Consider the following 24056-nt stretch of genomic DNA (forward strand, 5'->3'; position numbering starts at 1 on the left):
CCTCACTCACTTGGACGTCACTGTCTTCGAACTGCTTACCACCCGGTTCAGGAGAAGAGCAGCACCAGGGTGCCCAGCCTCGCGGACAGGGCGTAGGCCGCCGCCAGGAGCAGGGCGGATCCCACCAGCAGCAGCGTGTCCGCGATCCGCCAGCGGCTCTCCCGGGCGCGGGTGCGCGGTCCGGTCCCGAAGGCGCGCGCGTCCATCGCCGCGGCCAGCAGCGTCCCGGTGCGGATGGAGCGCACCAGCAGGGCGAACAGGCGGCCGAAGAACAGCGCGACCGCCCGGACGGGGTTGCGCCCGGCCTCCAGCCCGCGCGCCCTCCGCGCCAACGTGATCGTGCGCCACTGGTCGGCGAGCAGGGGGACGAGCCGCAGAGCCGCCAGCACGCCCATGGCGGGCCGCTCGGGCACCCGCAGCCGCTGCACCAGACCGTCGGCGGTCTCCGTGGGGTCGCTGCTCACGGCCGCGAGCAGACCGGGCAGGGCGATGGCCAGCAGGCGCACCGCGGCGCCCAGCGCGCCCTCCGCGCCGTGCTCCCCGTACAGGTAGTTGACCAGTCCGCTGGAGAGCCCCATGAGCAGGAAGGGCCCGCCCAGGACGAGCAGGGTGCGCCGGTCGATCCCGCTGAACGGCAGGAGCAGCAGGGCGCCCGCCAGCACCACGCCGCCGGTGACGGCGTCCACGGCCGGGACCAGGCCGACGCCCAGCAGCAGGGCGGCGAGCAACTTGGCAGCCGGGTTGAGCCCGACCAGCCAGAAGCGCGCCCCGCCGTCCGCGGGCATCTCCAGGGTGAGCGCGTCCCCGCCCTGCGCACGGGTCCCGTCCCCGGCCTGGGCCGTGCGCGTCGTGTCCCCCGCGCCGCCCGTGCCCGGTTCCGGTGGGGCGGAGACGACGGCGGAGCCGCCGTCCACGGGTGTGTTCGGGAACCTCCGGTCAGCCACGGCTCCCCCTTCCCGCCGCCGCGTGCCACGCGGTCCCGGACGGACCGGGCGGGCCGGGCGGATCCGTCCCGGCGCCCGCGTCCGGTGCGGCGGCCTCGTACACGGCGCGGCCCCCGGCCACGCGCACCCGAGCGTCGGCCAGGTGGCGCAGCAGCAGGTCGTCGTGGGTGGCCATGACCACCGCGCGGCCCGCGGACCGCAGGGTGGCGAGCAGTTCCACGAGTTCGGTCCAGGTGCGGGTGTCCTGGCCGAAGGTGGGCTCGTCGAGGACGAGCGCGTCGGGCGCGTGCGCGGGGCCGGAGCTGAGCGCCGTGGCCACCGACAGCCGACGCTTCTCCCCGCCCGAGAGCGTGTAGGGGTGCACGTCGGCCAGCGCGGACAGGCGCAGCCGCTCCATCAGCTCTCCCACCCAGGCCTCGGTCTCGGCCTCGCCCGTTCCGGCACGCAGCGGGGCGAAGCGCAGCTCGTCGCGCACGGTGGCGGTGACGAACTGGTCCTCGGCGTGCTGGAAGACCGTGCCCACGTGCCGGGCCAGCCTGCGGGCGGGCCAGCGCACGAGCGGGCGCGGGTCGGCCCCGGCCAGCGGCCCGCGCGGCAGCACCGCTCCCCTGTGGGGCTTGGACAGTCCGGCGAGCATGGTCAGCAGCGTGGACTTGCCCGCGCCGTTGGGGCCGGTCAGGGCGGTCGCGGTCCCGGCGCGGACGGCCACGTCCACCCCTTCGAGCACCGTGCGCCGGGACGCGGCGCGCACGCCGAGCTGGAGCGGGGTGCGCGCCGCGACGCCCACGGCCTCCAGCAGGGGCTCCCCGCCCGGCGCGGGCGCCAGGACGGGCGCGGGCTCATGCCCGGGCACCCACACGCCCTGCGCGGCCAACGAGCGACCGTGCTCGGCGAACACGGTCCCCGGGGACCCGTCGGCGACGACGCCTCCGCCGGGCGCCACGACCACGACCCGGTCCACCAGGTCCACGACGTCGGCCACCCGGTGCTCGACCAGCACCAGGGTCGCCTCGGTCTCGGCGAGCAGGCGGGCCAGCACGCCGCGCACCAGCGCGGCCCCGGCCGGGTCGAGGTTGGCAGTGGGCTCGTCCAGCAGCAGCAGGCGGGGGCGCATCGCCAGGGCCCCGGCGATCACCAGGCGCTGCTTCTCTCCGCCCGACAGCGCGCCGGTGGGATGGCGCGGCCCGTACGGGAAGCCGACGGCCTCCAGCGCCTCGCGGACCCGGGGCCAGATGAGTTCGGGGGCCACGCCCAGGTTCTCCGGGCCGAAGGCGACGTCGTCGCCCGCGCGCGCCATCACCAGCTGCGTCTCGGGGTCCTGGCTGACCAGGCCGACCGAGCCCCGGCTCCGGTCGGCGGGCTCGCCGTCCAGGAGCAGGGTGCCCTCGCGGTCGCCGCTGATGGCGCCGTCCTCGCCGGTCAGGCCGGCCAGCGAGTGCAGCAGGGTGGACTTGCCAGCGCCGGAGGCGCCCAGCAGCAGCACGCGCTCGCCCGGCTCGATCACCAGGTCCACGCCGCGCAGCGCGTGGGTCTCGCGGCCCGAGTGCCGCCAGCCCCAGCCGGAGAGCTCCACGCGCGCGCCGGGGCCCCCGGCAGCCGCCCGTCGCCCGTTCGCGAAGGCCACGGTCAGCCCCTCGCGGACGGGAAGGGGGCCAGCGCCCCGGAACGGGCCAGGGCGGTGGTGAGCAGTCGGCCGCCCACGCCCGCGATGAGGGCGGCGCTGATCAGCACGATGACGCCGAAGGTGACCTGGTGGGACAGCGGCCAGGTCGCGTAGTAGGTGATGTTGTCGCGGATGGCGGGGGAGAACCCCGCGACCGCCGCCGCGAGCACGGCCACGCCCATGCCCCAGCGGCGGTAGCCGAAGGCGAGGAAGACCAGCTCGGGCAGGATGCCCTGGAGGGCGCCGTCGAGGACCACGAGGATCCCCCACCCGGTGCCCAGGACGGCCGAGACCGAGGCCGCGGCGATGGAGGTGAGCAGGGCCGCGCCGGGCCTTCGGATGACCAGGCCACCGAGGACGCCGGGGAGCAGCCACACGCCGTAGAGGACGGCCTGCGCGGGCGGAAAGGCCACGAACAACGGGGTCGTGGCCTCCCAGACTGGATACCACAGCCAGAAGACGACGCCGACCGCGACGCCGATGACGGCGGCCACGACGATGTCGACGGTGCGCCAGCTCCGCAGCTGGCCGAGGACGTCGCGCCAGAAACCGGTGCCCTGGGTGGTGGTGTTCCTCTTCATGCGGTGTCCCTTCGCCGGGGGATGCGAGGGCCGGGCGGCCGAGAGCGGCTCCGGGACGCGTTCCGCGTGCGCCGGGACGTCCCCGGTGCGCGGGAGACACGCCACCGGTGACGGTTCCTACGACTTCCTTCGCTGGCATGACCCAGATCAGGTGTGTAAGGGTCTGCGGCCTGGTGCCGCACTCTCAGCGCTCGCGCGCTCCCCTGTCGGTTTCCTCCAGTATGAACAAGGGGGAACTCCGGGGTGTTCCCGGGCCGCGTTTACACACATGGAGGGCTCAGTCCGAGGGCCCGGCGCCGCCCTCGGGCACCTGCGGTTGCGGGGTCGCGCCGCTCCAGGGCGCGCCGCCGTCCCCGCCCGGGGACTCGCCACCACCGCCTCCGCCACCGCCAGTACCGCTGCCGTCTCCACCGCCACCGGTACCGCCACCACCGCCAGTACTGCCACCCCCGCCACCACCGCCGGTACCGCCTCCGGTCGAGCCCTCACCGCCTCCGGTGCCGCCACCTCCACCGCCGGTACCGCCGCCTCCACCGCCACCGGTTGAGCCCTCACCACCGCCACCACCGGTACCGCCGTCTCCGCCGGTCGAACCCTCACCACCGTCACCAGTGCCACCACCACCGGCCGCGCCATCGTCATCCCCGGCACCGCCATCACCGCCGGTTCCTCCGCCGCCGCCACCGGCCGCGACGCCGCCGTCACCGGTACCACCGCCACCGCCACCGGTGTCATCGTCGTCACCGCCGCCCGACGGCTTGTCCGAGGCCTTGCCGTAGACCTTCGGCGAAGGGGCGAACTCCTCCTCCGGGAGGTCCGCCACGGCCTCGCGCATGGTGGCCTGCCAGATCGGGCCGGGCAGCGTGGCTCCGTAGACGATGCCGTAGTAGCGGTCGCCGATGGTCACGCCCTGGAGCGTGTGCTGTTCCCCGCCCCGGATGTCACCGACGACCACGGTCCCGGCCAGGTTCGGGGTGTAGCCCGCGAACCACGCGTAGGCCGCGCTGTCGGTGGTGCCGGTCTTGCCCGCCACCGGGCGCCCGATCTCCAGGCCGTTGGCGGTGCCGCCCTCGAAGGTCTGCTGGAGCAGGTGGTTGACGCCGTCGGCGACCTCGGTGTCCAGCGCGCCCTCCTCGCACTCGGTGTCCACCTCGATCTCCTCGCCGCCCTCGCCCTCGACGAGGACCGAGGTCACGGGGACCGGTTCGCAGTAGGTGCCGCGGGAGGCGAAGACGGCGTAGGCAGTGGCCATGGTCAGCGGGGAGACCTCCTGGTCGCCCAGGGTGAAGGAGCTCCACACCTCCAGGTCCTCGCCGTCCGCGCGGTGGACGCCCAGGCTCCGGGCCATCTCCGCCGTCTCGCACAGGCCGACGCGTTCCTGGAGCTGGGCGAAGTAGGTGTTCACCGAACCCTTCGTCCCGCTGATCATGTTGTGCCTGCCCCCGTCGCTCTCCCCGGCGTTGCCCACGGACCAGGGCGCCATCCTCCCGCCCTCGCAGTTCTCCAGGCCGCTCACCGTCGTGGTCTTGGGCGAGGAGAAGCTGGTGCCGTAATCGAGCCCGGAGTCCAGGGCGGCGGCCAGGGTGAACGGCTTGAACGTCGACCCCGCCTGGTAGCCCAGCGACCCGCCGTCGTCGTGGTCCACGGACAGGTTGATCGAGGTGGTGCCCGGCTCGTCGGCGAAGCCGTAGCGCATGTTCTGGGCCATCGCCCGCACCCGGCCGGTACCGGGCTCCACGAGGACCTCGGCGGCGAACTTGTGGGAGTCGCCCGCGGGGACGTAGCGCTCGATCGCCTGCTCGGCGGACTCCTGCATGTCCAGGTCCAGGGTGGTGCGCACGGTGATGCCGCCCCGCTCCAACATCCGGTCGCGCTCCTCCTGGGTGTCGGCGAGCGCGTCGGAGTCGCTCAGCCACCGCATGACGTAGTCGCAGAAGAACGGCTGCTCGCTGCTGAAGCAGCTGCCCCCGCGCGCGGTTTCGTCCACCTCCAGGCCCCGGCCCTTGTACTCCTCCGCCTCCGCGCTCTCCAGGTATCCGGTGGCGACCATCCGGTCCAGCACCAGGTTGCGGCGCTCGGTGGCGGCCTCGGGGTTGGTGAGCGGGTCGTAGTACGAGGGCGCGCGCACCAGAGCCACGATCGTGGCGGCCTGCGCGGGGTTGAGCTCGGAGGCCGGGACGGAGAAGTAGCGCTCGGCGGCGACCTCGATGCCGTACGCGTTCTGGCCGAAGTAGGCGAGGTTGAGGTAGCCCTCCATGATCTCGTCCTTGGTGAGCTTCTCCTCCAGCTCGATGGCGTAGCGCAGCTCCAGCACCTTGCGGGTCAGAGTGCGCGCGTTGGCGCTCGCCAGCTCCTCCTCGGTGTCGGCCTGTTCCATGAGGAGGTTCTTCACGTACTGCTGGGTGATGGTGGACCCGCCCTGGGTGTTGCCCAGGGCGGTGCGGACCGCGGCGCGCAGCGTGCCGCGCAGGTCCAGCCCGGCGTGCTCGTAGAAGCGGTCGTCCTCGATCGCCATGAGGGCGGCGGGCACCCAGGGGCTGATCTCGTCCAGCGGGACCACGTCGCGCTCGCGCTCGGCGACCTCGGCGATCGGCTCACCGTCGACGTCGGTCAGCAGCACGCGCTCGGACGGGCGCGGCACGGCCAGGTCGCTGGGCAGTGCCATGAAGGCCGCCGCGGAGTCCTTGGCCGCCAGTCCGAGACCGCCCGCCCAGGGCATGACCAGCGCCGCCGTGAGCAGCCCAGCGACCGCGCTGGTACCCGCCAGGCGCTGGATCGTCTCCCGGCGGTCCCCCGCCGGGGTCGGCTCCGACAGCTTCCGGCGCAGGGCCTCGGCCCACCTCCGGACACCCAGGCGCTGGTTGGACTCCGTCACGTCGCCCCCTACGGCCGTGTGCCGCCCCGCCCGCGGGACGCGCGGGCGGGCAACTCCATCGACCACGGTCTCAGGGCGGGCGCAAAGGGCAGACCGGGTGAACGGGTGCGTCAGCGAAAAACTTCCCCAATGCCAGGCAAAGCACCACAGAGCGAACATAATTCGTCAATCGCCACGAAACAGGCACGTCACACACCCGACGCCGAGAGAGGACGGGGCCGCGGAGAATGCCGCGCCGATCGCGGGTGACCGAATTCGGGACAAAAGATCCTTAGGAGACTATTCGGTCACACGCGGATGTCCGGAATACGGCCAGACAACTCGCGAGTGCATTCGATCATCCCTACCCAGCGCGGCACACCGCCCAACATGACCGATCAGCTTTTCGGCATTTCCGCAGAATGCATCGGAAAACAACCACAGAGACACCTGCATCTGGTGTGGCCTTATGCCTGTTTTGAGAGGTTTACTCAGTAGAAACCCGGCAAATACCAGCTCTTAGCACACACAGCCAGTGTGACGAGGATCACATAAATTATTCGGCCCTGGCGCTCCGCCAAACACCACAAGAGGGCAGACGATAGACAGCGGAGGGCACCGAAGCCTTAATCCGGACAGCTTCTGCTCCGGACACTTCATGAACTCCGTCTTGCCCTGGATTAACTCCCGGTTATTTCCGCCTGCCGAAAAACAGCACGGTTCCGCAACGCCGAACCACGACAATTACGGTGTAGCCAGTGATCGGACGCCTGCCCATCCTCGATATCTCTCCAGAGAACGACCTCGGACCGGTGAAAGCCGTTCCGGGTGAACGCTTCACCGTGGGAGCGACGGTGATCCGCGAGGGCCACGACTCCCTCGCCGCGGGCGTCGTCGTCTACTCCCCCAAGGGACGCCGCGAACGGCTCGTCCCCATGCGCGAGCACGCGCCCGGCACCGACCGGTACGAGGCCTGCGTCAGCCTCCCCACGGAGGGGACGTGGTCGTTCGCCGTCGAGTCGTGGACCGACCCCTTCGCCACCTGGCACCACGTCGCGGGCGTCAAGCTCCCGCTGGACCAGGACACCGAGCTCGTCCTGGAGGAGGGCGCCCGCCTGCTCGCCCGCGCCGGGCGCCGGGTCCCGCGCCGCCCCGTCCTGAACGCCGCCGCCAAGGCGCTACGCGACACCTCCATGACCCCGACGGAGCGCTTCGAGGCGGCGTTCACCCCCGAGGTCCTGGCCGAGATGGAGCGCGCGCCCCTGCGCGAGCTGGTCACCAGGTCCAGGCGCACCAGCGTCGTCGTCCACCGCGAGCGCGCGCTGTTCGGCTCCTGGTACGAGTTCTTCCCGCGTTCGGAGGGCGCCCAGGTCGACACCGTGCCCGGCCAGGAGCGCTCGGGCACCCTCGCCACCGCGGCCAAGCGCCTGCCCGCCGTCGCCGACATGGGCTTCGACGTGGTCTACCTCCCGCCGATCCACCCCATCGGCACCACCCACCGCAAGGGCGCCAACAACACCCTGACCGCCGGTCCCGGCGACCCCGGGTCGGTGTGGGCCATCGGGTCGGCCGACGGCGGCCACGACGCGGTCCACCCCGACCTGGGCACCCTCGCCGACTTCGACGCCTTCGTCGCCGAGGCCCGCGAGCACGGCATGGAGATCGCCCTGGACCTGGCCCTCCAGTGCTCCCCCGACCACCCCTGGGTCACCGAGCACCCCGAGTGGTTCACCGCCCGGGCCGACGGCTCCATCGCCCACGCCGAGAACCCGCCCAAGAAGTACCAGGACATCTACCCGCTCAACTTCGACCGCGACTTCAAGGGCCTGTACGCGGAGATCCTGCGGGTGGTCGAGCACTGGATCGGGCACGGCGTGCGGATCTTCCGCGTCGACAACCCGCACACCAAGCCGGTCGCGTTCTGGCAGAAGCTGCTCGCCGACGTCGCCCGCAGGCACCCCGACGTGCTGTTCCTCGCCGAGGCCTTCACCCGCCCCGCCATGATGCGCACCCTGGCCAAGGTCGGCTTCCACCAGTCCTACACCTACTTCACCTGGCGCAACGGCAAGGACGAGCTGACCGACTACCTCACCGAGCTGAGCCGGGAGAGCGCCCACTACCTGCGCCCCAACTTCTTCGCCAACACCCCGGACATCCTGCACGCCTACCTCCAGCACGGCGGTCGGCCCGCGTTCGCCGTCCGCGCGGTGCTGGCGGCCCTGCTCTCCCCCACCTGGGGCGTCTACTCCGGCTTCGAGCTGTGCGAGAACACCCCCGCCGGGCCGGGCAGCGAGGAGTACCTCGACTCGGAGAAGTACCAGTACCGCCCCCGCGACTGGGCAGCGGCCGAGGCCTCCGGAGAGGCCCTCACCGGGCTGCTCACGCTGCTCAACCGGCTGCGCCGCGAGCATCCGGCCCTGCGGGAGCTGCGCAACCTGCGCTTCCACCACGTGGACCGGCCCGAGATCCTCTGCTTCTCCAAGCACCGGCCCGGCACCGGACCCAAGGACCCCGACGACGCCGTGATCGCCGTCGTCAACCTCGACCCGCACCACGCACGCGAGGCGACGGTGCACCTGGATCTGCCGTCCATCGGCCTCACAAGGGAGGAGGAGCTCAGGGTGACCGACGAGCTGACCGGCCGTTCCTACACCTGGGGCGCGGACAACTACGTCCGGCTCGACCCCGCGGCCGGTCCCGCGCACGTGTTCACCGTCAGCGGCAGATAGCGGCCCCGGAACCGGCGCACGGGGCCCGCTGGTGCCTCCGTCGGCGCCCCTCCGTGTCCGGAACGCCTGTTGAACCGACGTCGAACATTCTTGGTGGGGAGCAGTAGATGAGCAAAGACGAGCCCGGCCCCGGCGGACACGGCCACGCCGAACACGGTCCGCTCGCCCCGGCCACCGGGGCCGCCACCGGCCCGCTGATGTCCTCCGGCGGCACCAGTGATCCCCACTGGTACAAACACGCCGTCTTCTACGAGGTGCTCGCCCGGGGCTTCTTCGACTCCAACGGCGACGGCACCGGCGACCTCGCCGGGCTGGTGCGGAAACTGGACTACCTCCAGTGGCTGGGCATCGACTGCGTGTGGCTGCTGCCGATGTACGAGTCGCCCCTGCGCGACGGCGGCTACGACATCTCGGACTACTTCAAGATCCTCCCGGAGTTCGGCCGCACCGCCGACTTCGTGGAGCTCCTGGACGAGGCGCACCGGCGCGGCATCCGGGTCATCACCGACCTGGTCATGAACCACACCAGCGACCAGCACCCGTGGTTCAAGGCCTCCCGCGAGGACCCGGACGGGCCCTACGGGGACTTCTACGTGTGGTCGGACACCGACGACCGCTACGACGGGGCCCGCATCATCTTCGTCGACACCGAGACGTCCAACTGGACCTACGACGAGGTCCGCGGCCAGTACTACTGGCACCGGTTCTTCTCCCACCAGCCCGACCTCAACTTCGAGAACCCGGCCGTCCAGGAGGCGATCCTGGAGGTCCTGCGCTACTGGCTGGACCTGGGCATCGACGGCTTCCGCCTGGACGCCGTGCCCTACCTGTACGAGCGCGAGGGCACCAACTGCGAGAACCTCAAGGAGACGCACGAGTTCCTCAAGCGCGTGCGCGCCGAGGTGGACCGGCTCTACCCCGACCGCGTGCTGCTGAGCGAGGCCAACCAGTGGCCGTCCGACGTCGTCGACTACTTCGGCGACTTCGAGTCCGGCGGCGACGAGTGCCACATGAACTTCCACTTCCCGCTGATGCCGCGCATGTTCATGGCGGTCCGGCAGGAGCAGCGCTTCCCGATCTCGGAGATCCTCGCCCAGACGCCGCCGATCCCCCGCAACTGCCAGTGGGCGATCTTCCTGCGCAACCACGACGAGCTGACCCTGGAGATGGTCACCGACGAGGAGCGCGACTACATGTACTCCGAGTACGCCAAGGAACCCCGCATGCGCGCCAACGTGGGGATCCGCAGGCGGCTCGCGCCCCTGCTGGACAACGACCGCAACCAGATCGAGCTGTTCACGGCCCTGCTGCTGTCCCTGCCGGGCTCGCCCGTCCTGTACTACGGCGACGAGATCGGCATGGGCGACAACATCTGGCTGGGCGACCGCGACGCCGTGCGCACGCCCATGCAGTGGAGCTCGGACCGCAACGCCGGGTTCTCCAAGGGCGACCCGGCCCGCCTGTACCTGCCGCTGATCATGGACCCGGTCTACGGCTACCAGGCGCTCAACGTGGAGTCCCAGCGCGACAACCCCGGCTCGCTGCTGCACTGGACGCGGCGCATGATCCAGATCCGCAAGCGCCACCCCGTGTTCGGCACCGGAGCCTTCACCGAGCTCAACGCCACCAACCCGAGCGTGCTGGCCTTCATCCGCGAGCACGGCGACGACCGCATGCTCTGCGTCAACAACCTGTCGCGGTACCCGCAGCCCGTGGAGCTGGACCTGGGGCGCTACGCCGGTGTCGCCCCGGTGGAGTGCGTGGGCGGTGTGCGCTTCCCCGAGATCGGGGAGCTGCCCTACCTGCTCACCCTGCCCGGGCACGGCTTCTACTGGTTCCAGCTGCCCGCGACCGCCGAGCAGGGATCCGCGCGCGGGAGCCGGGACGGCATGCCGTCCTACGGACTGCCCGAGGCCGGGGCCCGGGTGCACGCCACCTTCGAGTCCTCCCCCGTGGCGGCGGCCGCGACCCGGCCGCACGCGCCGAACCACCCAGTGAGCACGACGTCCATCATCCCGGCCGGGGTCTCCCCCGCGTTCGGCGACGGCGCCTCCGCCCCCTCCCACGGGAGCGCGGTGCGCGCAGCGGGTCCTCCCGGCCCGGCCGCGGAGCGCACGGACCGGGGTGGGGGCGAGAAGGGAAACGGGCCGCTCTGACATGTCCCAACTCGAAGAACTCCTGGCCGTCTGGCTACCGAGACAGCGCTGGTTCTCCGGCAAGGGGATCCCCATCCGCCAGATCCGGGTCGAGAGCAGGCACACGCTGGTGACCTCCGGCCCCGAAGGGCCGGACCTGAACGTCCTGGTCCTCCAGGCCGGACAGCGGGGCCGCAGCTCCCGCTACCAGGTGCTGCTGGGCTCGCGTCCGCCGCGCTCCCTGCCGCCGGACCTGGCACGCGTGGCCATCGGCGTGTGCCAGGTGGCGGGCGGCAGACCCAGGGTGGTCTACGACGCCGCCCACGACGAGGAGCTGACCCGGATGCTCCTGGAGCGGTTCGCCGCCCCCACCGGGGCCGAGCCCTCCGGCAAGGTGCGCTTTCGCAGCCTGCCGGGCGGGAGCATCCGCACCGGGTCGGCCGGGCGGATACTCACCGGCGAGCAGTCCAACACGTCGCTGGTCTTCGGCGAGGACTACATCCTCAAGACCTTCCGCAGACTCTGGCCCGGGCCCAACCCGGACCTGGAGCTGAACATGGCCCTGTCGGGGACCCCGTACGTGGCCCGGCCGTGCGGGTGGATCGAGGCCGATCTGGCCGGGCACTCCACGCCCACGACGCTGGCCATGCTCCAGACCTTCATCCCGCAGGCCACGGACGGGTGGGTACTCGCCACCGCCAACGTGCGCGCCCTGCTGGAGGGGACGGGGGGCGGGCGCGAGTCCGCGTTCACCGGGGAGGCTGCCCGGCTGGGCCGCACCACCGCCGAGGTGCACCGGTCGCTGGCCAGGGCCCTGCCCACGGACGTGCTCACTCCGACAGGCGCGGCCGAGATGGCCGACGCCATGGTGGAGCGCCTGGCGATGGCCAGCGCCGAGGTGCCGGAGCTGGCCGAGCACGCGCCCCGGGTGATGGAGGCCTACGCCGACTTCTCCGAGGTGGACGAACCGCTGCCGATACAGCGCATCCACGGCGACTACCACCTGGGGCAGGCGATCCGGACCGGGTCCGGGTGGGTGCTGCTGGACTTCGAGGGCGAGCCCACCGTGCCGGTGCGCGACCGCCAGCGCCTGTCCAGCCCGCTGCGGGACGTGGCGGGGATGCTCCGCTCCTTCGACTACGCGGCCGGGTACCTGCTGATCGGGCACCCGGGCGACCCCGGGCTGGAGTGGGCGGCCCGCTCCTGGGCCCGGCACAACCGGGAGGCGTTCTGCCGGGGCTACGCCGACGGCGGCGGGGCCGACCCGGAGAAGCACCTGGTGGTCCTGCGGGCCTTCGAGTTCGACAAGGCCGTGTACGAGGTGCTGTACGAGGCCAGGAACCGGCCGAACTGGCTGCGGGTCCCGCTGGAGTCCATCGCCACCGCCGCCGCGCCTCCCGTGCCCGGTTGAGCACGTCGGCGGCCGCCTCCCGAGCGGGGCGGCCGCCCCTTCGACCACCACGCGCCCCCCCGATCCGTCCGCACGACTACCACGGAGTCCGTATTGACCTCGCCCCGCAGCGAACAACGTCCGCGTGCCAACGCAGCCAAGACTGCGTCGAACGGGAAGAACCCGAAGAAGAAGGCCGTGGAGAGCATCCCGGTCGTGGAGGAGGTGTCGATCGCGGAGACGGCGGCCGCGGTGGAACCCGCCGCTGACGGGCCCGCGGCGGCCAAGGCGGGGAAGAAGGCCCCGGCCGCGAAGGCGGGAAAGAAGGCCACGGCCGCCAGGCGGACACCGGCCTCCGCGAACGGCGGGGCCGACACCAAGGGCGCCGCCAAAGCGAAGGCCTCCGCCGACGGCGGGACCGCGGCGAAGGGGAAGGCCGCGGAGAACGGCGGGGCCGCGAAGCGGACCCCGGCCGCCTCCCGGCGCAAGGGGCCCGACCCCGAGCTGGTCGCCGCCCTGGACCGGCTGGTGGACGGCCACCACCACGACCCGCACGCGCTGCTGGGCGTGCACGCCGAGGGCCGGGGCACCGTCGTGCGGGCCCTGCGGCCGGGCGCGGTGGAGGTGCACGCCGTCCTGGCCGACGGCTCGCGGCTGCGCCTGGACCACCTGCACCGGGGCGTGTTCTCCGCGAAGGTGTCCCGGAGCAGGCTCGGTTCCGTGCCCGACTACCGGATCAGCGCCCGCTACGAGGACGGCACCGAGCACGTGGCCGCCGACCCGTACCGGTTCGCGCCGACCCTGGGCGAGCTGGACCTGCACCTGATCGGCGAGGGCCGCCACGAGGAGCTGTGGAACGCCCTCGGGGCGCACGTGCGGGTCGAGGACACCGCGATGGGCGAGGTGGCCGGAACCCGGTTCGCGGTGTGGGCGCCGGACGCGCGCGGCGTGCGGATGATCGGCGACTTCAACCACTGGAGCGGCGTCGGGCACCCGATGCGGAGTCTGGGCTCCAGCGGCGTGTGGGAGCTGTTCCTGCCCGGGATCGGCGAGGGCGGGCTGTACAAGTTCCAGGTCCTGGGCGCCGACGGGCACTGGCGCGACAAGGCCGACCCGATGGCGCGGTGCACGCAGATGCCGCCCGCGACCGCCTCCGTGGTCACCTCCTCCGCGCACGTGTGGTCCGACCAGGAGTGGATGACCGAGCGCAAGGGCGTGGAGCAGCACCGGGCGCCGATGAGCGTGTACGAGGTGCACCTGGGCTCCTGGCGGCCCGGGCTGGGCTACGCCGAGCTGGCCGAGGAGCTCGTCGCGTACGTGACCGACATGGGGTTCACGCACGTGGAGTTCCTGCCCGTGGCGGGGCACCCCTACGACGGCTCCTGGGGCTACCAGGTGACCTCGTACTACGCGCCCACGCCCCGGTTCGGCACACCGGACGAGTTCCGCCACCTGGTGGACTCCCTGCACCGCGCGGGGGTCGGCGTGCTGCTGGACTGGGTGCCCGCGCACTTCCCGAAGGACGAGTGGGCGCTGGCCCGCTTCGACGGGAGCGCGCTGTACGAGCACCCCGACCCGCGCCGGGGCGAGCACCCGGACTGGGGGACGCTGATCTTCAACTACGGGCGGACCGAGGTACGCAACTTCCTCGTGGCCAACGCCCTGTACTGGTTGGAGGAGTTCCACGTCGACGGCCTGCGGGTGGACGCGGTGGCCTCGATGATCTACCTGGACTACTCGCGCGACTCCGGGGCCTGGGAGCCGAACGCGTTCGGCGGCAGGGAGAACCTGGAGGCGATCGACTTCCTCAAGGAGCTCAACACCACCGTCTACCGGCGCAACCCGCACGTGGCGATGATCGCCGAGGAGTCCACCGCCTACACGGGCGTGACCACGCCGGTGGACCACGGGGGGCTCGGCTTCGGGTTCAAGTGGAACATGGGGTGGATGCACGACACCCTGGAGTACGTCAGGAAGGAGCCGATCCACCGCCAGTACCACCACGACGACGTCACGTTCTCGATGGTCTACGCCTACAGCGAGAACTACGTGCTGCCGCTGTCGCACGACGAGGTGGTGCACGGCAAGCAGTCGCTGTTCAACAAGCCGCCCGGCGACGAGTGGCAGCGGTCGGCGACCCTGCGCGCGCTCCTGGCGTTCATGTGGTCCCACCCGGGCAAGCAGCTGCTGTTCATGGGCGGGGAGATCGCCCAGGGCGACGAGTGGTCGCACCAGGAGGGCGTGCCGTGGTGGCTGCTCCAGTTCGAGCACCACGCGGGGGTGCAGCGCCTGGTGCGGGCGCTCAACGAGGCCTACCGGCCGCGGGCCGCGCTGTGGTCGCAGGACACCGCACCGGCGGGCTTCACCTGGCTGGACGGCGGTGACCGCGAGGGGAACACGCTGTCGTACCTGCGCCACGGCGACGACGGCTCGGTGCTCGCCTGCGCGGTGAACTTCTCGCCGGTGCCCCGTACGGAGCGGCGGATGGGCCTGCCCTCCGGAGGCCGGTGGACCGCGCTGCTCAACACCGACGAGGCGCGCTTCGGCGGCTCGGACCACCCGGTGCCCGCCCGTGTGGAGGCCGAGCCCGTGCCCTGGGACGGGCAGCCGTTCTCGGCGGAGGTCGCCTTGCCCCCGCTCGGCGCGGTCTGGTTCGAGCCCGAGGCCTAGCAGTCACCGGTGCGTGAGCGGTGTGCGTGGCGGGAGCGAAACAGGAGCGAAAACGTCCGCGACGGGCTCTTCCGCTCACCGCCGCCGCGTGCTTGTGTGTCCTGCACCACAGGCACGACCGTTGGGAGACCCCGTGTCCGACAACAGCCAGAGTTTCGTCCGGGTGCTGGGAAGGGGTGACGTCCTCGCCCTCGGCTTCGGCGCGATGATCGGCTTCGGCTGGATCGTGCTGGTCGGCGACTTCGTCAGCGCGGCGGGCAGCGCGGGCGCCGCCCTGGCCTTCGTGGTCGGCGGCGTCATCATGGCCTTCGTCGGCCTCGCCTACGCCGAACTCGTCGCCGCGATGCCGCACGCGGGCGGAGAGCACCACTACGCCATGCGCGCCATCGGCCCCAAGGGGGCCTTCACCGCCTCCTGGGCCATGGCCCTCGGCTACGTCTCCGTCGTCGCCTTCGAGGCCGTCGCCGTCCCCCAGACCCTCGTCTACCTCTTCCCCGACATGGCGGTCGGCCGCCTGTGGACCGTCGCCGGGTACGACGTCCACGCCAGCCTGGTCGCCGTCGGCGTGGCCGCGGCCGTGCTGATGACCGTGCTCAACTACGTCGGCATCAAGCCCGCGAGCGTCTTCCAGACCGTCGCGGTGCTGTTCCTGCTGGTAGCCGGGGCCGCCATGGTCACCGGCGCGTTCGTCGGCGGGTCCGTGGAGAACATGCGGCCGCTGTTCACCGGCGGCGTCTCGGGCGTGTTCGTTGTCCTGGTGGCGGTCCCGTTCCTCTTCGTCGGCTTCGACGTCATCCCGCAGTCGGCCTCCGAGATCAGGCTCCCGTACCGCATGGTCGGCACCCTGCTGGTCCTGTCGGTGTTCTGCGCGACCGCCTGGTACGTGATGGTCATGCTGACGGCGGGATCGGGCCTGGGCCCGAACGAGCTGGCGGCCTCCGAACTGGCCTCCGCCGACGCCGTCGCCGCCATGTGGGACAGCGCGGCCATGGGCAACCTGCTCGTCCTCGGGGGTGTCGCGGGCCTGCTCACCAGCTGGAACGCCTTCCTCATCGGCGGCAGCCGCCTCATCTACGCCATGGCCGCCTCGCGGATGCTCCCGGCCTGGTTCGGCCGCCTGCACCCGCGCTTTCGCACCCCGTCCAACGCCGTCCTGTTCGTCGGCGCGCTCTCGCTGGTGTCCCCGTTCTTCGGAGAGCCGATGCTGGGCTGGCTGGTCAACGCGGGCGGCCTGAACATCGTGGTCGGCTTCGTCACGGTGGTGGTCAGCTTCCTCGTGCTGCGCCGCCGCGAACCCGGCATGGAGCGGCCCTTCACCGTTCCGGCGGGCGTCCCCGTCGGCGTGGTGGCCCTCGTGCTGAGCCTGGGGCTGCTCCTGCTCTACCTGCCCGGCATGCCCGCGGCGCTGAGCTGGCCCAACGAGTGGCTGATGGTGATCGTGTGGTGGGTGGCCGGGGCCGCCCTGATGTGGCGCCTGCCCCGGATCGCGGCGGGCCCCGACGCCGAGCGGCGCCTGGTCGAGGCGATGGACGCGCGCTCCCGCAGGAGCCCGCGGACCTGACGCCACGCCGCCGTGCGCTCCCACGGGGGACGCACGACGGCGGGTGCCTACCTCTCGCGCGCGTGCCGACCCGGTACACGCTGACCGGCGCCCGACCGGTCTTGCGTCCCTACCGCCCGCGCGCGTGCCAGCCGACGAGGCGGGCGACCGCCTCGTCCAGCACCTCGTCCCTCTTGCAGAACGCGAACCGGAGCAGGTGCGCACCCTCCTCCTGCCGGTCGTAGAACACCTGGGCGGGCACCGCGGCCACCCCCGCCTCCCGGGGCAGCGCGCGGGCCACCTCCACCCCGTCGGCGTACCCGAGCGGTCGGATGTCGGCCATGACGAAGTAGGTGCCCTCGCACGCGTCCACGTCGAAACCGGCGCCGGTCAGTCCCTCCACCAACCGGTCGCGCTTGCCCTGGAGGGCGGTGCGCTGGGCGGCGACCCACTCCTCCTCGTGGTCGATGGCGTCGGCCGTGGCCAACTGGAGCGCGCCGTTCGCGGAGAAGGTGAGGAACTGGTTGACCGTGCGCACCGCGCTGACCAGCGGCTCGGGCCCCATCACCCAGCCGGTCTTCCACCCGGTCACGGCGAACATCTTGCCGACCGAGGACACCGACAACGTCCGCTCGCGCATGCCCGGCAGGGTGGCCAGCGGCACGTGCGGCCGCCCGTCGAAGGTGAGGAACTCGTACACCTCGTCGGTGAACGCGATCAGGTCGTGCTCGCGGCACACCTGAGCGACCGCCTCCAGCTCCTCGGCGGTGAACACGGTCCCCGTGGGGTTGTGCGGCGTGTTCACCAGGACCATCCGGGTGCGGGGGCCCACGGCCGCGCGCAGCTCAGCGGGGTCGAAGGTGAACCGGCCGGTCACGGGGTCCGGCCGCAGCGTCACCGGTCTGCGCACCCCGCCCGCCAGCGTGATCATGGCGGCGTAGGAGTCGTACATCGGCTCGAAGACGACCACCTCGTCGCCGCGCTCCACCAGGGCGAGCATCGCGGCCGCGATCCCGGCGGTGGCGCCGACGGTGACGTAGACCTCGGTGTCCGGGTCCAGTTCGATGCCGTAGTGGCGGGCCCGGTACCGGCTCACCGCCTGCCGCAGCTCGGGGCGGCCCGGCCCGGGCGGGTACTGGTTCACCCCCTCCAGGATGTGCCCGGAGGCGGCCTCCAGCAGGGAGCGGGGGCCGTCGGTGTCGGGGAACCCCTGTCCCAGGTTCACCGACCCGGTCTCCACGGCCAGCCGCGTCATCTCGGCGAAGACCGTCTCGCCGTACACGCGCATTCGTTCGATCAGCGGTTCTTCCACCCGTCGAGCGTATCCACCCTCCCGGTCGGCGGGCCAGGCGCGGGGACGCCGACGGGGCGGGTCCCGCAGGAACCCGCCCCGTTCGCCGCCCGCCTAAAGCAGCAGGCTCAGCACCATCCACGTCACGGGACCGGCGATCAGCAGCGAGTCCAGGCGGTCCATCAGGCCGCCGTGCCCGGGCATGAACCCGCCCATGTCCTTGACCCCGAGGTCGCGCTTGAACAGCGACTCGATGAGGTCCCCGACGGTGGCGGCCAGCACGACCGCCAGGCCGAGGACCACACCGACCCACCACGGGCCGTCCAGCATGAGCGTCACGCACAGCGCGCCCGCGACGGCGCAGCCCACGACCGAGCCGCCGAATCCCTCCCAGGTCTTGTTGGGGCTGATCACCGGCGCCATCTTGTGCCGGCCCAGCAGGATCCCGGCGAAGTACCCGCCGATGTCGCTGGAGATCGTCACCACGATGAACGTGACCAGGCGGTACTGGCCGTCCTCGGGGTGCGAGATGAGCAGCAGCCACGTGCCCAGCAGGAACGGCAGGTACACCAGGGTGAACAGGTTCGCCGCGACGTCGGCCACGAACCCTTCCGTGCCTCCGCGAAGCCGCCACACCAGGGCGACGATGGCGGTCAGCGCGGTCGTGCCCACCAGCCAGTCGGTTCCCCCGAAGTAGGCGGCGACCTGCATGGCCACGCCGCCGACGGCGAGCGGTGCCAGTGCCAGGCCCATGCCCTTGCCCGCGAACGCCCGGTTGACCTCGCGCAGGCCGATCAGCACCCCCAGGGAGGTGATGATCGTGAACAGCTGGGGCCAGGGGAAGACCGAGAAGAACACGAGGGCGCCCAGGGCGCACCCGCTGGCGATGGCCACCGGGAGGTTGCGGCCCGTCCGGACCGGCTCGCCCCCCGGTTTGTGCAGCACGAAGCGCTGCCCGTCGGGATCGGAGCCGTCCTGCGGCCCGCCGCCGGGTCTGTGCTCGGGCGAGCGGTCATCGCCTCCCGAGTCGCTGGAGGAAGGAAGGGTCACCGGCTAAACCTCGAGCAGTTCCGATTCCTTGTGCTTCAGCAGCTCGTCGACGGACGCGACGTACTTCGAAGACAGCTCGTCCAGCTCGGCCTGGGCGCGGTGCGCCTCGTCCTCGCCGACGTCGCCGGACTTGACGGCCTTCTCGAAGGTGTCCTTGGCGCGGCGGCGAACGTTGCGGATCGAGACCTTGCTGTCCTCGGCCTTGGTCCGCGCGACCTTGACGTACTCCTTGCGGCGCTCCTCGGACAGGTCGGGGAACACCACGCGGATGACCTGGCCGTCGTCGGAGGGGTTCACGCCCAGGTCGCTGTTGCGGATGGCGTTGATGATGTCGGTGCGCGAGTTGACATCGAACGGCGAGATGACCACCATGCGCGGCTCGGGGACCGAGAAGGAGGCCAGCTGGTTGATCGGCGTCCGGGCGCCGTAGTAGTCGACGGTGATCTTGTTGAAGGTCGCCGGGGTGGGGCGGCCGGTGCGGATCGTGGCGAAGTCCTCCTTCGCCACGGTCACGGCCTTCTCCATCTTCTCCTCGGCCTCGAGGAGGGTCTCTTCGATCATGTGGGCGCTCCCTGGTGTCGTGACTTGCTGTGGTCGCGGAGGCTCTGTCTCAGACCGGGGCCGGCCCGACGATGGTGCCGATCTTCTCACCGCGTACCGCGCGCAGGATGTTGCCCTGGCTCATCAGGTCGAAGACGACGATGGGCAGCCCGTTGTCCATGCACAGGCTGACCGCGGTGGCGTCCATGACCTTGAGGCCGCGGGTGAGGACCTCGTTGTAGTTGAGCTTGTCGAACTTGACCGCGTCGGGGTTGCGCTGGGGGTCGGAGTCGTAGACCCCGTCGACCTGGGTGCCCTTGAGGACCGCCTGCGCACCGATCTCCAGCGCGCGCTGGGCGGCGGTGGTGTCGGTCGAGAAGAACGGTGCGCCCAGACCGGCACCGAAGATGACCACGCGGCCCTTCTCCAGGTGGCGTACGGCGCGGCGCGGGATGTAGGCCTCGGCGACCTGGCTCATGTGGATCGCGGTCTGCACGCGGGTGTCCACACCGAGCCGCTCCAGGAAGTCCTGGAGGGCGAGGCAGTTGATGACGGTGCCGAGCATGCCCATGTAGTCGGCGCGACCGCGCTCGATGCCGCCCTCGGTGAGCTGGGCGCCGCGGAACATGTTGCCGCCGCCGACGACCACCGCGACCTGGATGCCCTCGGAGACCGCCTCGGCGATGGACTCGGCCACGTACTGGACGACCTCGGGGTCGATGCCCAGGCCGCCACCGCCCGCGAACGCCTCTCCCGAGAGTTTGAGCATCACGCGCTTCCATCCGGAACCGTGCATCGCGGGTCCGGTACTCGCCGGTTCGGTGCTCATCGCTTCGTTCACAGCCTGTGGCCTCCCTTGTCGTCCCCGAGCGGCACAGGGTCCCCCGAGTGTTCCTCGCGGCGGCAGACCGGGCTCACGCGCCCCGCCACCCGCCCATATCCACCGAAGGTGCCGGGGAGCAGTCTCCCCGGCACCTCCATCATCTCAAAACCCTCAGGCCTGGCCGACCTTGAAGCGGACGAAGCGCTTGACGGTCACGCCCGCCTCGTCGACGACCTTCTGGACCGTCTTCTTGTTCTCCTTGACGAACGGCTGGCCGAGCAGCGTCACGTCCTTGAAGTAACCGTTGAGGCGGCCCTCCACGATCTTGGGGATGGCCTGCTCGGGCTTGCCCTCCTCGCGGGTGGTCTGCTCGGCGATGCGGCGCTCGTTCTCCACGACCTCGGCGGGGACGTCGTCCCGGCCGATGTACTGCGGGGCCAGCGCGGCGATCTGCTGGGCGAGGTCCTTGCCGACCTCCTCGTCAGCCTTGTCCAGCTCGACCAGGACGCCCATGGTGGGGGGCAGGTCCGGGTCGGACTTGTGGAGGTAGCTGGCGACGTAGGCACCCTCGAACTTGGCGAAGCGGCGGAACTCCAGCTTCTCGCCGATGACCGCGCTCTTGGCCTCGATGAAGGCCTGGAGGGTCTTGCCCGGCTCGATCTCGGCGGCGGCGACGGCGGCGAGGTCGTCGCTGTCCTGGGCGGCGACGAAGTCGGCGACCTGGTTGACGAGCGCGATGAACTGGTCGTTCTTGGCGACGAAGTCGGTCTCGCAGTTGAGCTCGACGAGGGTGGCCTTGCCTTCGGACTCCTGCTTGAGGACGACCATGCCCTGGGCGGCGGTGCGCTCGGCGCGCTTGCCGACGTCCTTGGCACCCTTGACGCGCAGGGCCTCGACGGCCTTGTCGAAGTCGCCGTCGGCCTCGGTCAGGGCCTTCTTGCAGGCCATCATGCCGGCGCCGGTCATGTCGCGCAGCTTCTTGACGTCCGCGGCGGTGAAGTTCGCCATGACTGTTCTCGGATTCCCTTGGAGTGGAGAGTCTGTACGGAAAGTGGAGCGGATCCGGCCCCGGGCACCGAGCGGCCGCCCCGCCGGGAGCGGCGGGGCGGCGGCGGTGCGCTGGGGCACGGGACTACTCGGCGTCGGGGGCCTTCACCGGCGCGTCGACCGGGGAGTCCTCGGAGGTGACCTCGGCCGGAGCCTCGGCGGCGACCTCGTCGGCCGGGGCGACGGCGGCGGTCTCGACCGGAGCCTGCTCGGCGGCGGTCTCGGCGGCCTCGACGGGAGCCTGCTCGGCGGGGGCTTCCTCGGCGGTGGCCTCACCGGTCTCGGCGGTGGCCTCGCCCGAGTCGGCCTTGTCCGAGTCGGCCTTGCCCTCCAGGAGCTCGCGCTCCCACTCGGCCAGGGGCTCCTCGGCGGCCTTGCGCTCGCCGGTGCCCTCGGAGGCGCCGGAACGGGCCATGAGGCCGTCGGCGACGGCGTCGGCGACCACGCGGGTGAGCAGGCTGACACTGCGGATGGCGTCGTCGTTACCCGGGATCGGGTAGTCGACCTCGTCAGGGTCGCAGTTCGTGTCCAGGATGGCCACGACCGGGATGTTCAGCTTGCGAGCCTCGCTGATCGCGATGTGCTCCTTCTTGGTGTCCACGATCCAGACCGCGCTGGGCACGCGGGACATGTCGCGGATACCACCGAGGGTGCGCTCCAGCTTCTCCTTCTCACGGCGAAGGTTGAGGAGCTCCTTCTTGGTGAGCGTGGAGCCGGCGACGTCGTCGAAGTCGATCTCCTCCAGCTCCTTGAGACGCTGGAGCCTCTTGTGCACGGTGGAGAAGTTGGTGAGCATGCCGCCCAGCCAACGCTGGTTGACGTAGGGCATGCCGACGCGGCGGGCCTGCTCGTCGATGGCCTCCTGCGCCTGCTTCTTGGTGCCGACGAACAGGACGGTGCCGCCGTGGGCGACCGTCTGCTTGACGAACTCGTAGGCGCGGTCGATGTAGGCCAGCGACTTCTGGAGGTCGATGATGTAGATGCCGTTGCGCTCAGTGAAGATGAAGCGCTTCATCTTGGGGTTCCAGCGGCGGGTCTGGTGCCCGAAGTGGACGCCGCTCTCCAGGAGCTGGCGAATCGTCACGACTGTGGCCATGACCTGGTCCTCCTTGAGGTGGCGGGGAGGGTCCCCGCTCACGGTTGTTCCTGACGCCCCGGACGTACCGCCGCACCGCCGTGGAAGGCGGCGCGGACCGCGGGTACGGCCCCTCGCTGAGGAGGCTCGTGGACGTGCGTATTGTGATCGGCCCGACGGGCCACAGATGATTCTATCCTCCATCGGGAATACGTCGGGACCTGCGCCGCGTTTCGATCCCTCCGCGGCGCGGTTGTCCACAGGTTCGGGCACCCTCTGGCGGTCCGCCCCCCGGGTCCGGACCCTGGAGGTATGGCCCCCTCGCTGCTCCTGACCCTGTCCCTGGCGTTCTCCCTCCTGTCCCCGCACCACCCCGCCGAGCCCGACTGGCGCTGGCCGGTGGACCCTCCGGTCGGGGTGCTGCGCCACTTCGACCCGCCCGAGCTGCGCTGGCTGCCCGGGCACCTGGGTGTGGACCTGGCCGCGGAGCCCGGCCAGGAGGTCCGCGCGGCCGGTGCCGGGCGGGTGCACTTCGCGGGCGATGTGGCGGGCACGCCGCTGGTGAGCGTGGTGCACAGCGACCTGCGCACCACCTACCTGCCGGTGGAGTCCGACCTGGTCCGGGGCGATCCGGTCGCCGCGGGGGACCCGCTGGGCACGCTCGCCGCCGCGCCGCCGCACTGCCCGGACCGCCCCTGCCTGCACTGGGGCCTGCTCCGCGGCGACGACCACCTCGACCCGCTCTCCCTGCTCGGCCTCGGGCAGTTCCGCCTGCTGCCGCTCACACCGGGTCCGTAATAAACCACTCACCCTTGGTACTGTAATCTCCCCAGAAGAATAGACACCGCTCTTTCATTTCTATCCCTTCAATCAGCTGATTTACCTGAGCAAAGCATGCGAAGAGATCAAGGGAGGAATCCTTGCCCGGACACGAGGCCGGTGTAAACCCCTACGACGCCTATGGGATAGGAAGCAACGCCGAGGCCTACGCGAGCGGGTTCATCGGCCTGGGAGAGGACTTCAACGAGGTTCTCCTCTCGGCGAAGTCGGCCTGCGCCCCCGATCCGCAGGTCACGGGCTGGTCCGCGTACGGCGAGGAGCAGGCGGAGGCGATGGCGAAGGTGGAGAACCACGGCGTCTCCCTCGCCGAGAACGTGCAGGCGGGTGCCTCGGAGGCCGCTGCCACCGATCACAGCAGCGCTGAGGACTTCGTCCCCGTGGACAGTCCCCTCAGCCGCCCACCGAACCTCTAGCCGTTACGACCGACGCCGACAAGCGGAAGACACCATGGATTTCTCCCCCCAGGAATGCGACGTCGACAAGGGCAAGCTCAACGCCGTCGCGGACGACATGATGGACCTCGTCTCCCGGATCACCGGAAAGACGGGGGACCTGAACGCCCTCTTCAACGACTCCGCCAAGGAGTTCTCCGACCTCATCGCCGCCGACGTCCTCTCGACGGCGACGGAGAACCAGGAGGCGTGGTCGGAGGCCCTGTCCGCCTGCTTCCACGTGTGGGGCGTCGTCACCAAGTGGCGCGGTGAGGTCGACCGCTACGAGCAGAACATCGACGGTCTCCGCGAGGAATGGGAATCCTTGGTTGGCAGCAACTTCGGATTCGCCGACGCGGACGACGTGGGGATCCTCTAGTCCCGTGCCGCCAAGGCGGAGGAGTTGAACGGCAGGGCGGACACCTACTGGACCACGTTGGAGGGCCAGTCCGA

General features: G+C 71.3%; 18 protein-coding genes and 1 riboswitch. Of the genes, 8 read left to right on the forward strand and 10 right to left on the reverse strand.

Annotated elements, in window-relative coordinates:
- Positions 1-47 precede the first annotated feature (47 nt).
- From ACSIH6_RS08830 to ACSIH6_RS08845, 4 genes are all read right to left on the reverse strand, one after another.
- A complete protein-coding gene (locus ACSIH6_RS08830; protein ID WP_435107750.1) occupies positions 48-785 on the reverse strand; it encodes an energy-coupling factor transporter transmembrane component T family protein in 738 nt (245 codons plus the stop codon).
- A gap of 151 nt (positions 786-936) precedes the next feature.
- Positions 937-2568 (reverse strand): ABC transporter ATP-binding protein, encoded by a 1632-nt coding sequence (locus ACSIH6_RS08835; RefSeq protein WP_435107728.1) that lies wholly within the window; start codon positions 2566-2568, stop codon positions 937-939.
- 2 nt (positions 2569-2570) lie between these two features.
- A complete protein-coding gene (locus ACSIH6_RS08840) occupies positions 2571-3188 on the reverse strand; it encodes an ECF transporter S component (RefSeq protein ID WP_435107729.1) in 618 nt (205 codons plus the stop codon).
- A gap of 107 nt (positions 3189-3295) precedes the next feature.
- Positions 3296-3403: riboswitch (TPP riboswitch) on the reverse strand.
- 62 nt (positions 3404-3465) lie between these two features.
- Positions 3466-6063: a transglycosylase domain-containing protein gene (locus tag ACSIH6_RS08845; RefSeq protein WP_435107730.1), complete on the reverse strand. Its 2598-nt coding sequence runs from the start codon at positions 6061-6063 to the stop codon at positions 3466-3468.
- A gap of 737 nt (positions 6064-6800) precedes the next feature.
- Between ACSIH6_RS08845 and ACSIH6_RS08850 the strand changes: the two genes are divergently transcribed.
- The 5 genes from ACSIH6_RS08850 to ACSIH6_RS08870 all read left to right on the forward strand — a co-directional run bounded on the left by ACSIH6_RS08850 (position 6801) and on the right by ACSIH6_RS08870 (position 16527).
- A complete protein-coding gene (locus ACSIH6_RS08850) occupies positions 6801-8771 on the forward strand; it encodes an alpha-1,4-glucan--maltose-1-phosphate maltosyltransferase (RefSeq protein WP_435107731.1) in 1971 nt (656 codons plus the stop codon).
- Between the two features lie 107 nt (positions 8772-8878).
- The gene (gene treS / locus ACSIH6_RS08855; protein WP_435107732.1) at positions 8879-10927 is read left to right on the forward strand and encodes a maltose alpha-D-glucosyltransferase; all 2049 of its coding nucleotides are present in this window, start codon (positions 8879-8881) and stop codon (positions 10925-10927) included.
- A gap of 1 nt (position 10928) precedes the next feature.
- Positions 10929-12317: a maltokinase N-terminal cap-like domain-containing protein gene (locus ACSIH6_RS08860; RefSeq protein WP_435107733.1), complete on the forward strand. Its 1389-nt coding sequence runs from the start codon at positions 10929-10931 to the stop codon at positions 12315-12317.
- 483 nt (positions 12318-12800) lie between these two features.
- Complete coding sequence (gene glgB / locus ACSIH6_RS08865; RefSeq protein ID WP_435107751.1) at positions 12801-14966, forward strand: 1,4-alpha-glucan branching protein GlgB; 2166 nt, start codon at positions 12801-12803, stop codon at positions 14964-14966.
- Between the two features lie 133 nt (positions 14967-15099).
- The gene (locus ACSIH6_RS08870) at positions 15100-16527 is read left to right on the forward strand and encodes an APC family permease (RefSeq protein ID WP_435107734.1); all 1428 of its coding nucleotides are present in this window, start codon (positions 15100-15102) and stop codon (positions 16525-16527) included.
- A gap of 109 nt (positions 16528-16636) precedes the next feature.
- Here ACSIH6_RS08870 and ACSIH6_RS08875 read toward each other — a convergent pair whose 3' ends face one another.
- The 6 genes from ACSIH6_RS08875 to rpsB form a co-directional block, all read right to left on the reverse strand.
- Positions 16637-17818: a pyridoxal phosphate-dependent aminotransferase gene (locus ACSIH6_RS08875; RefSeq protein WP_435107735.1), complete on the reverse strand. Its 1182-nt coding sequence runs from the start codon at positions 17816-17818 to the stop codon at positions 16637-16639.
- Between the two features lie 93 nt (positions 17819-17911).
- Complete coding sequence (locus ACSIH6_RS08880; RefSeq protein WP_435107736.1) at positions 17912-18847, reverse strand: phosphatidate cytidylyltransferase; 936 nt, start codon at positions 18845-18847, stop codon at positions 17912-17914.
- A 3-nt stretch (positions 18848-18850) separates the two neighbouring features.
- Entirely contained in the window at positions 18851-19408 is a 558-nt protein-coding gene (gene frr / locus ACSIH6_RS08885) for a ribosome recycling factor (RefSeq protein ID WP_017566250.1), read from the reverse strand.
- Positions 19409-19457: 49 nt separating this feature from the next.
- The gene (pyrH, locus tag ACSIH6_RS08890) at positions 19458-20216 is read right to left on the reverse strand and encodes a UMP kinase (RefSeq protein ID WP_435107737.1); all 759 of its coding nucleotides are present in this window, start codon (positions 20214-20216) and stop codon (positions 19458-19460) included.
- Between the two features lie 165 nt (positions 20217-20381).
- Positions 20382-21218, reverse strand: a complete 837-nt coding sequence (gene tsf, locus ACSIH6_RS08895) for a translation elongation factor Ts (RefSeq protein ID WP_435107738.1) — start codon at positions 21216-21218, stop codon at positions 20382-20384.
- A 124-nt stretch (positions 21219-21342) separates the two neighbouring features.
- Positions 21343-22353 carry a 30S ribosomal protein S2 gene (rpsB, locus tag ACSIH6_RS08900; RefSeq protein WP_435107739.1) on the reverse strand — a complete coding sequence of 337 codons (1011 nt, stop codon included), beginning with the start codon at positions 22351-22353 and terminating at the stop codon, positions 21343-21345.
- A gap of 291 nt (positions 22354-22644) precedes the next feature.
- On the opposite strand from rpsB, the gene ACSIH6_RS08905 reads away from it, so the two are divergent.
- The 3 genes from ACSIH6_RS08905 (at position 22645) to ACSIH6_RS08915 (ending at position 23982) form a co-directional block, all read left to right on the forward strand.
- On the forward strand, positions 22645-23130 hold the full coding sequence (locus ACSIH6_RS08905) for a M23 family metallopeptidase (RefSeq protein ID WP_435107741.1): 486 nt from the start codon (positions 22645-22647) through the stop codon (positions 23128-23130).
- 122 nt (positions 23131-23252) lie between these two features.
- A complete protein-coding gene (locus ACSIH6_RS08910; protein WP_435107742.1) occupies positions 23253-23585 on the forward strand; it encodes a hypothetical protein in 333 nt (110 codons plus the stop codon).
- 34 nt (positions 23586-23619) lie between these two features.
- Positions 23620-23982, forward strand: coding sequence for a hypothetical protein (locus ACSIH6_RS08915; protein ID WP_435107743.1), 363 nt, complete (start codon positions 23620-23622; stop codon positions 23980-23982).
- Positions 23983-24056 lie beyond the last annotated feature (74 nt).

Origin of the sequence: Nocardiopsis synnemataformans, assembly GCF_965343085.1 — a bacterium.
GTDB classification, from domain to species: domain Bacteria; phylum Actinomycetota; class Actinomycetes; order Streptosporangiales; family Streptosporangiaceae; genus Nocardiopsis; species Nocardiopsis alborubida.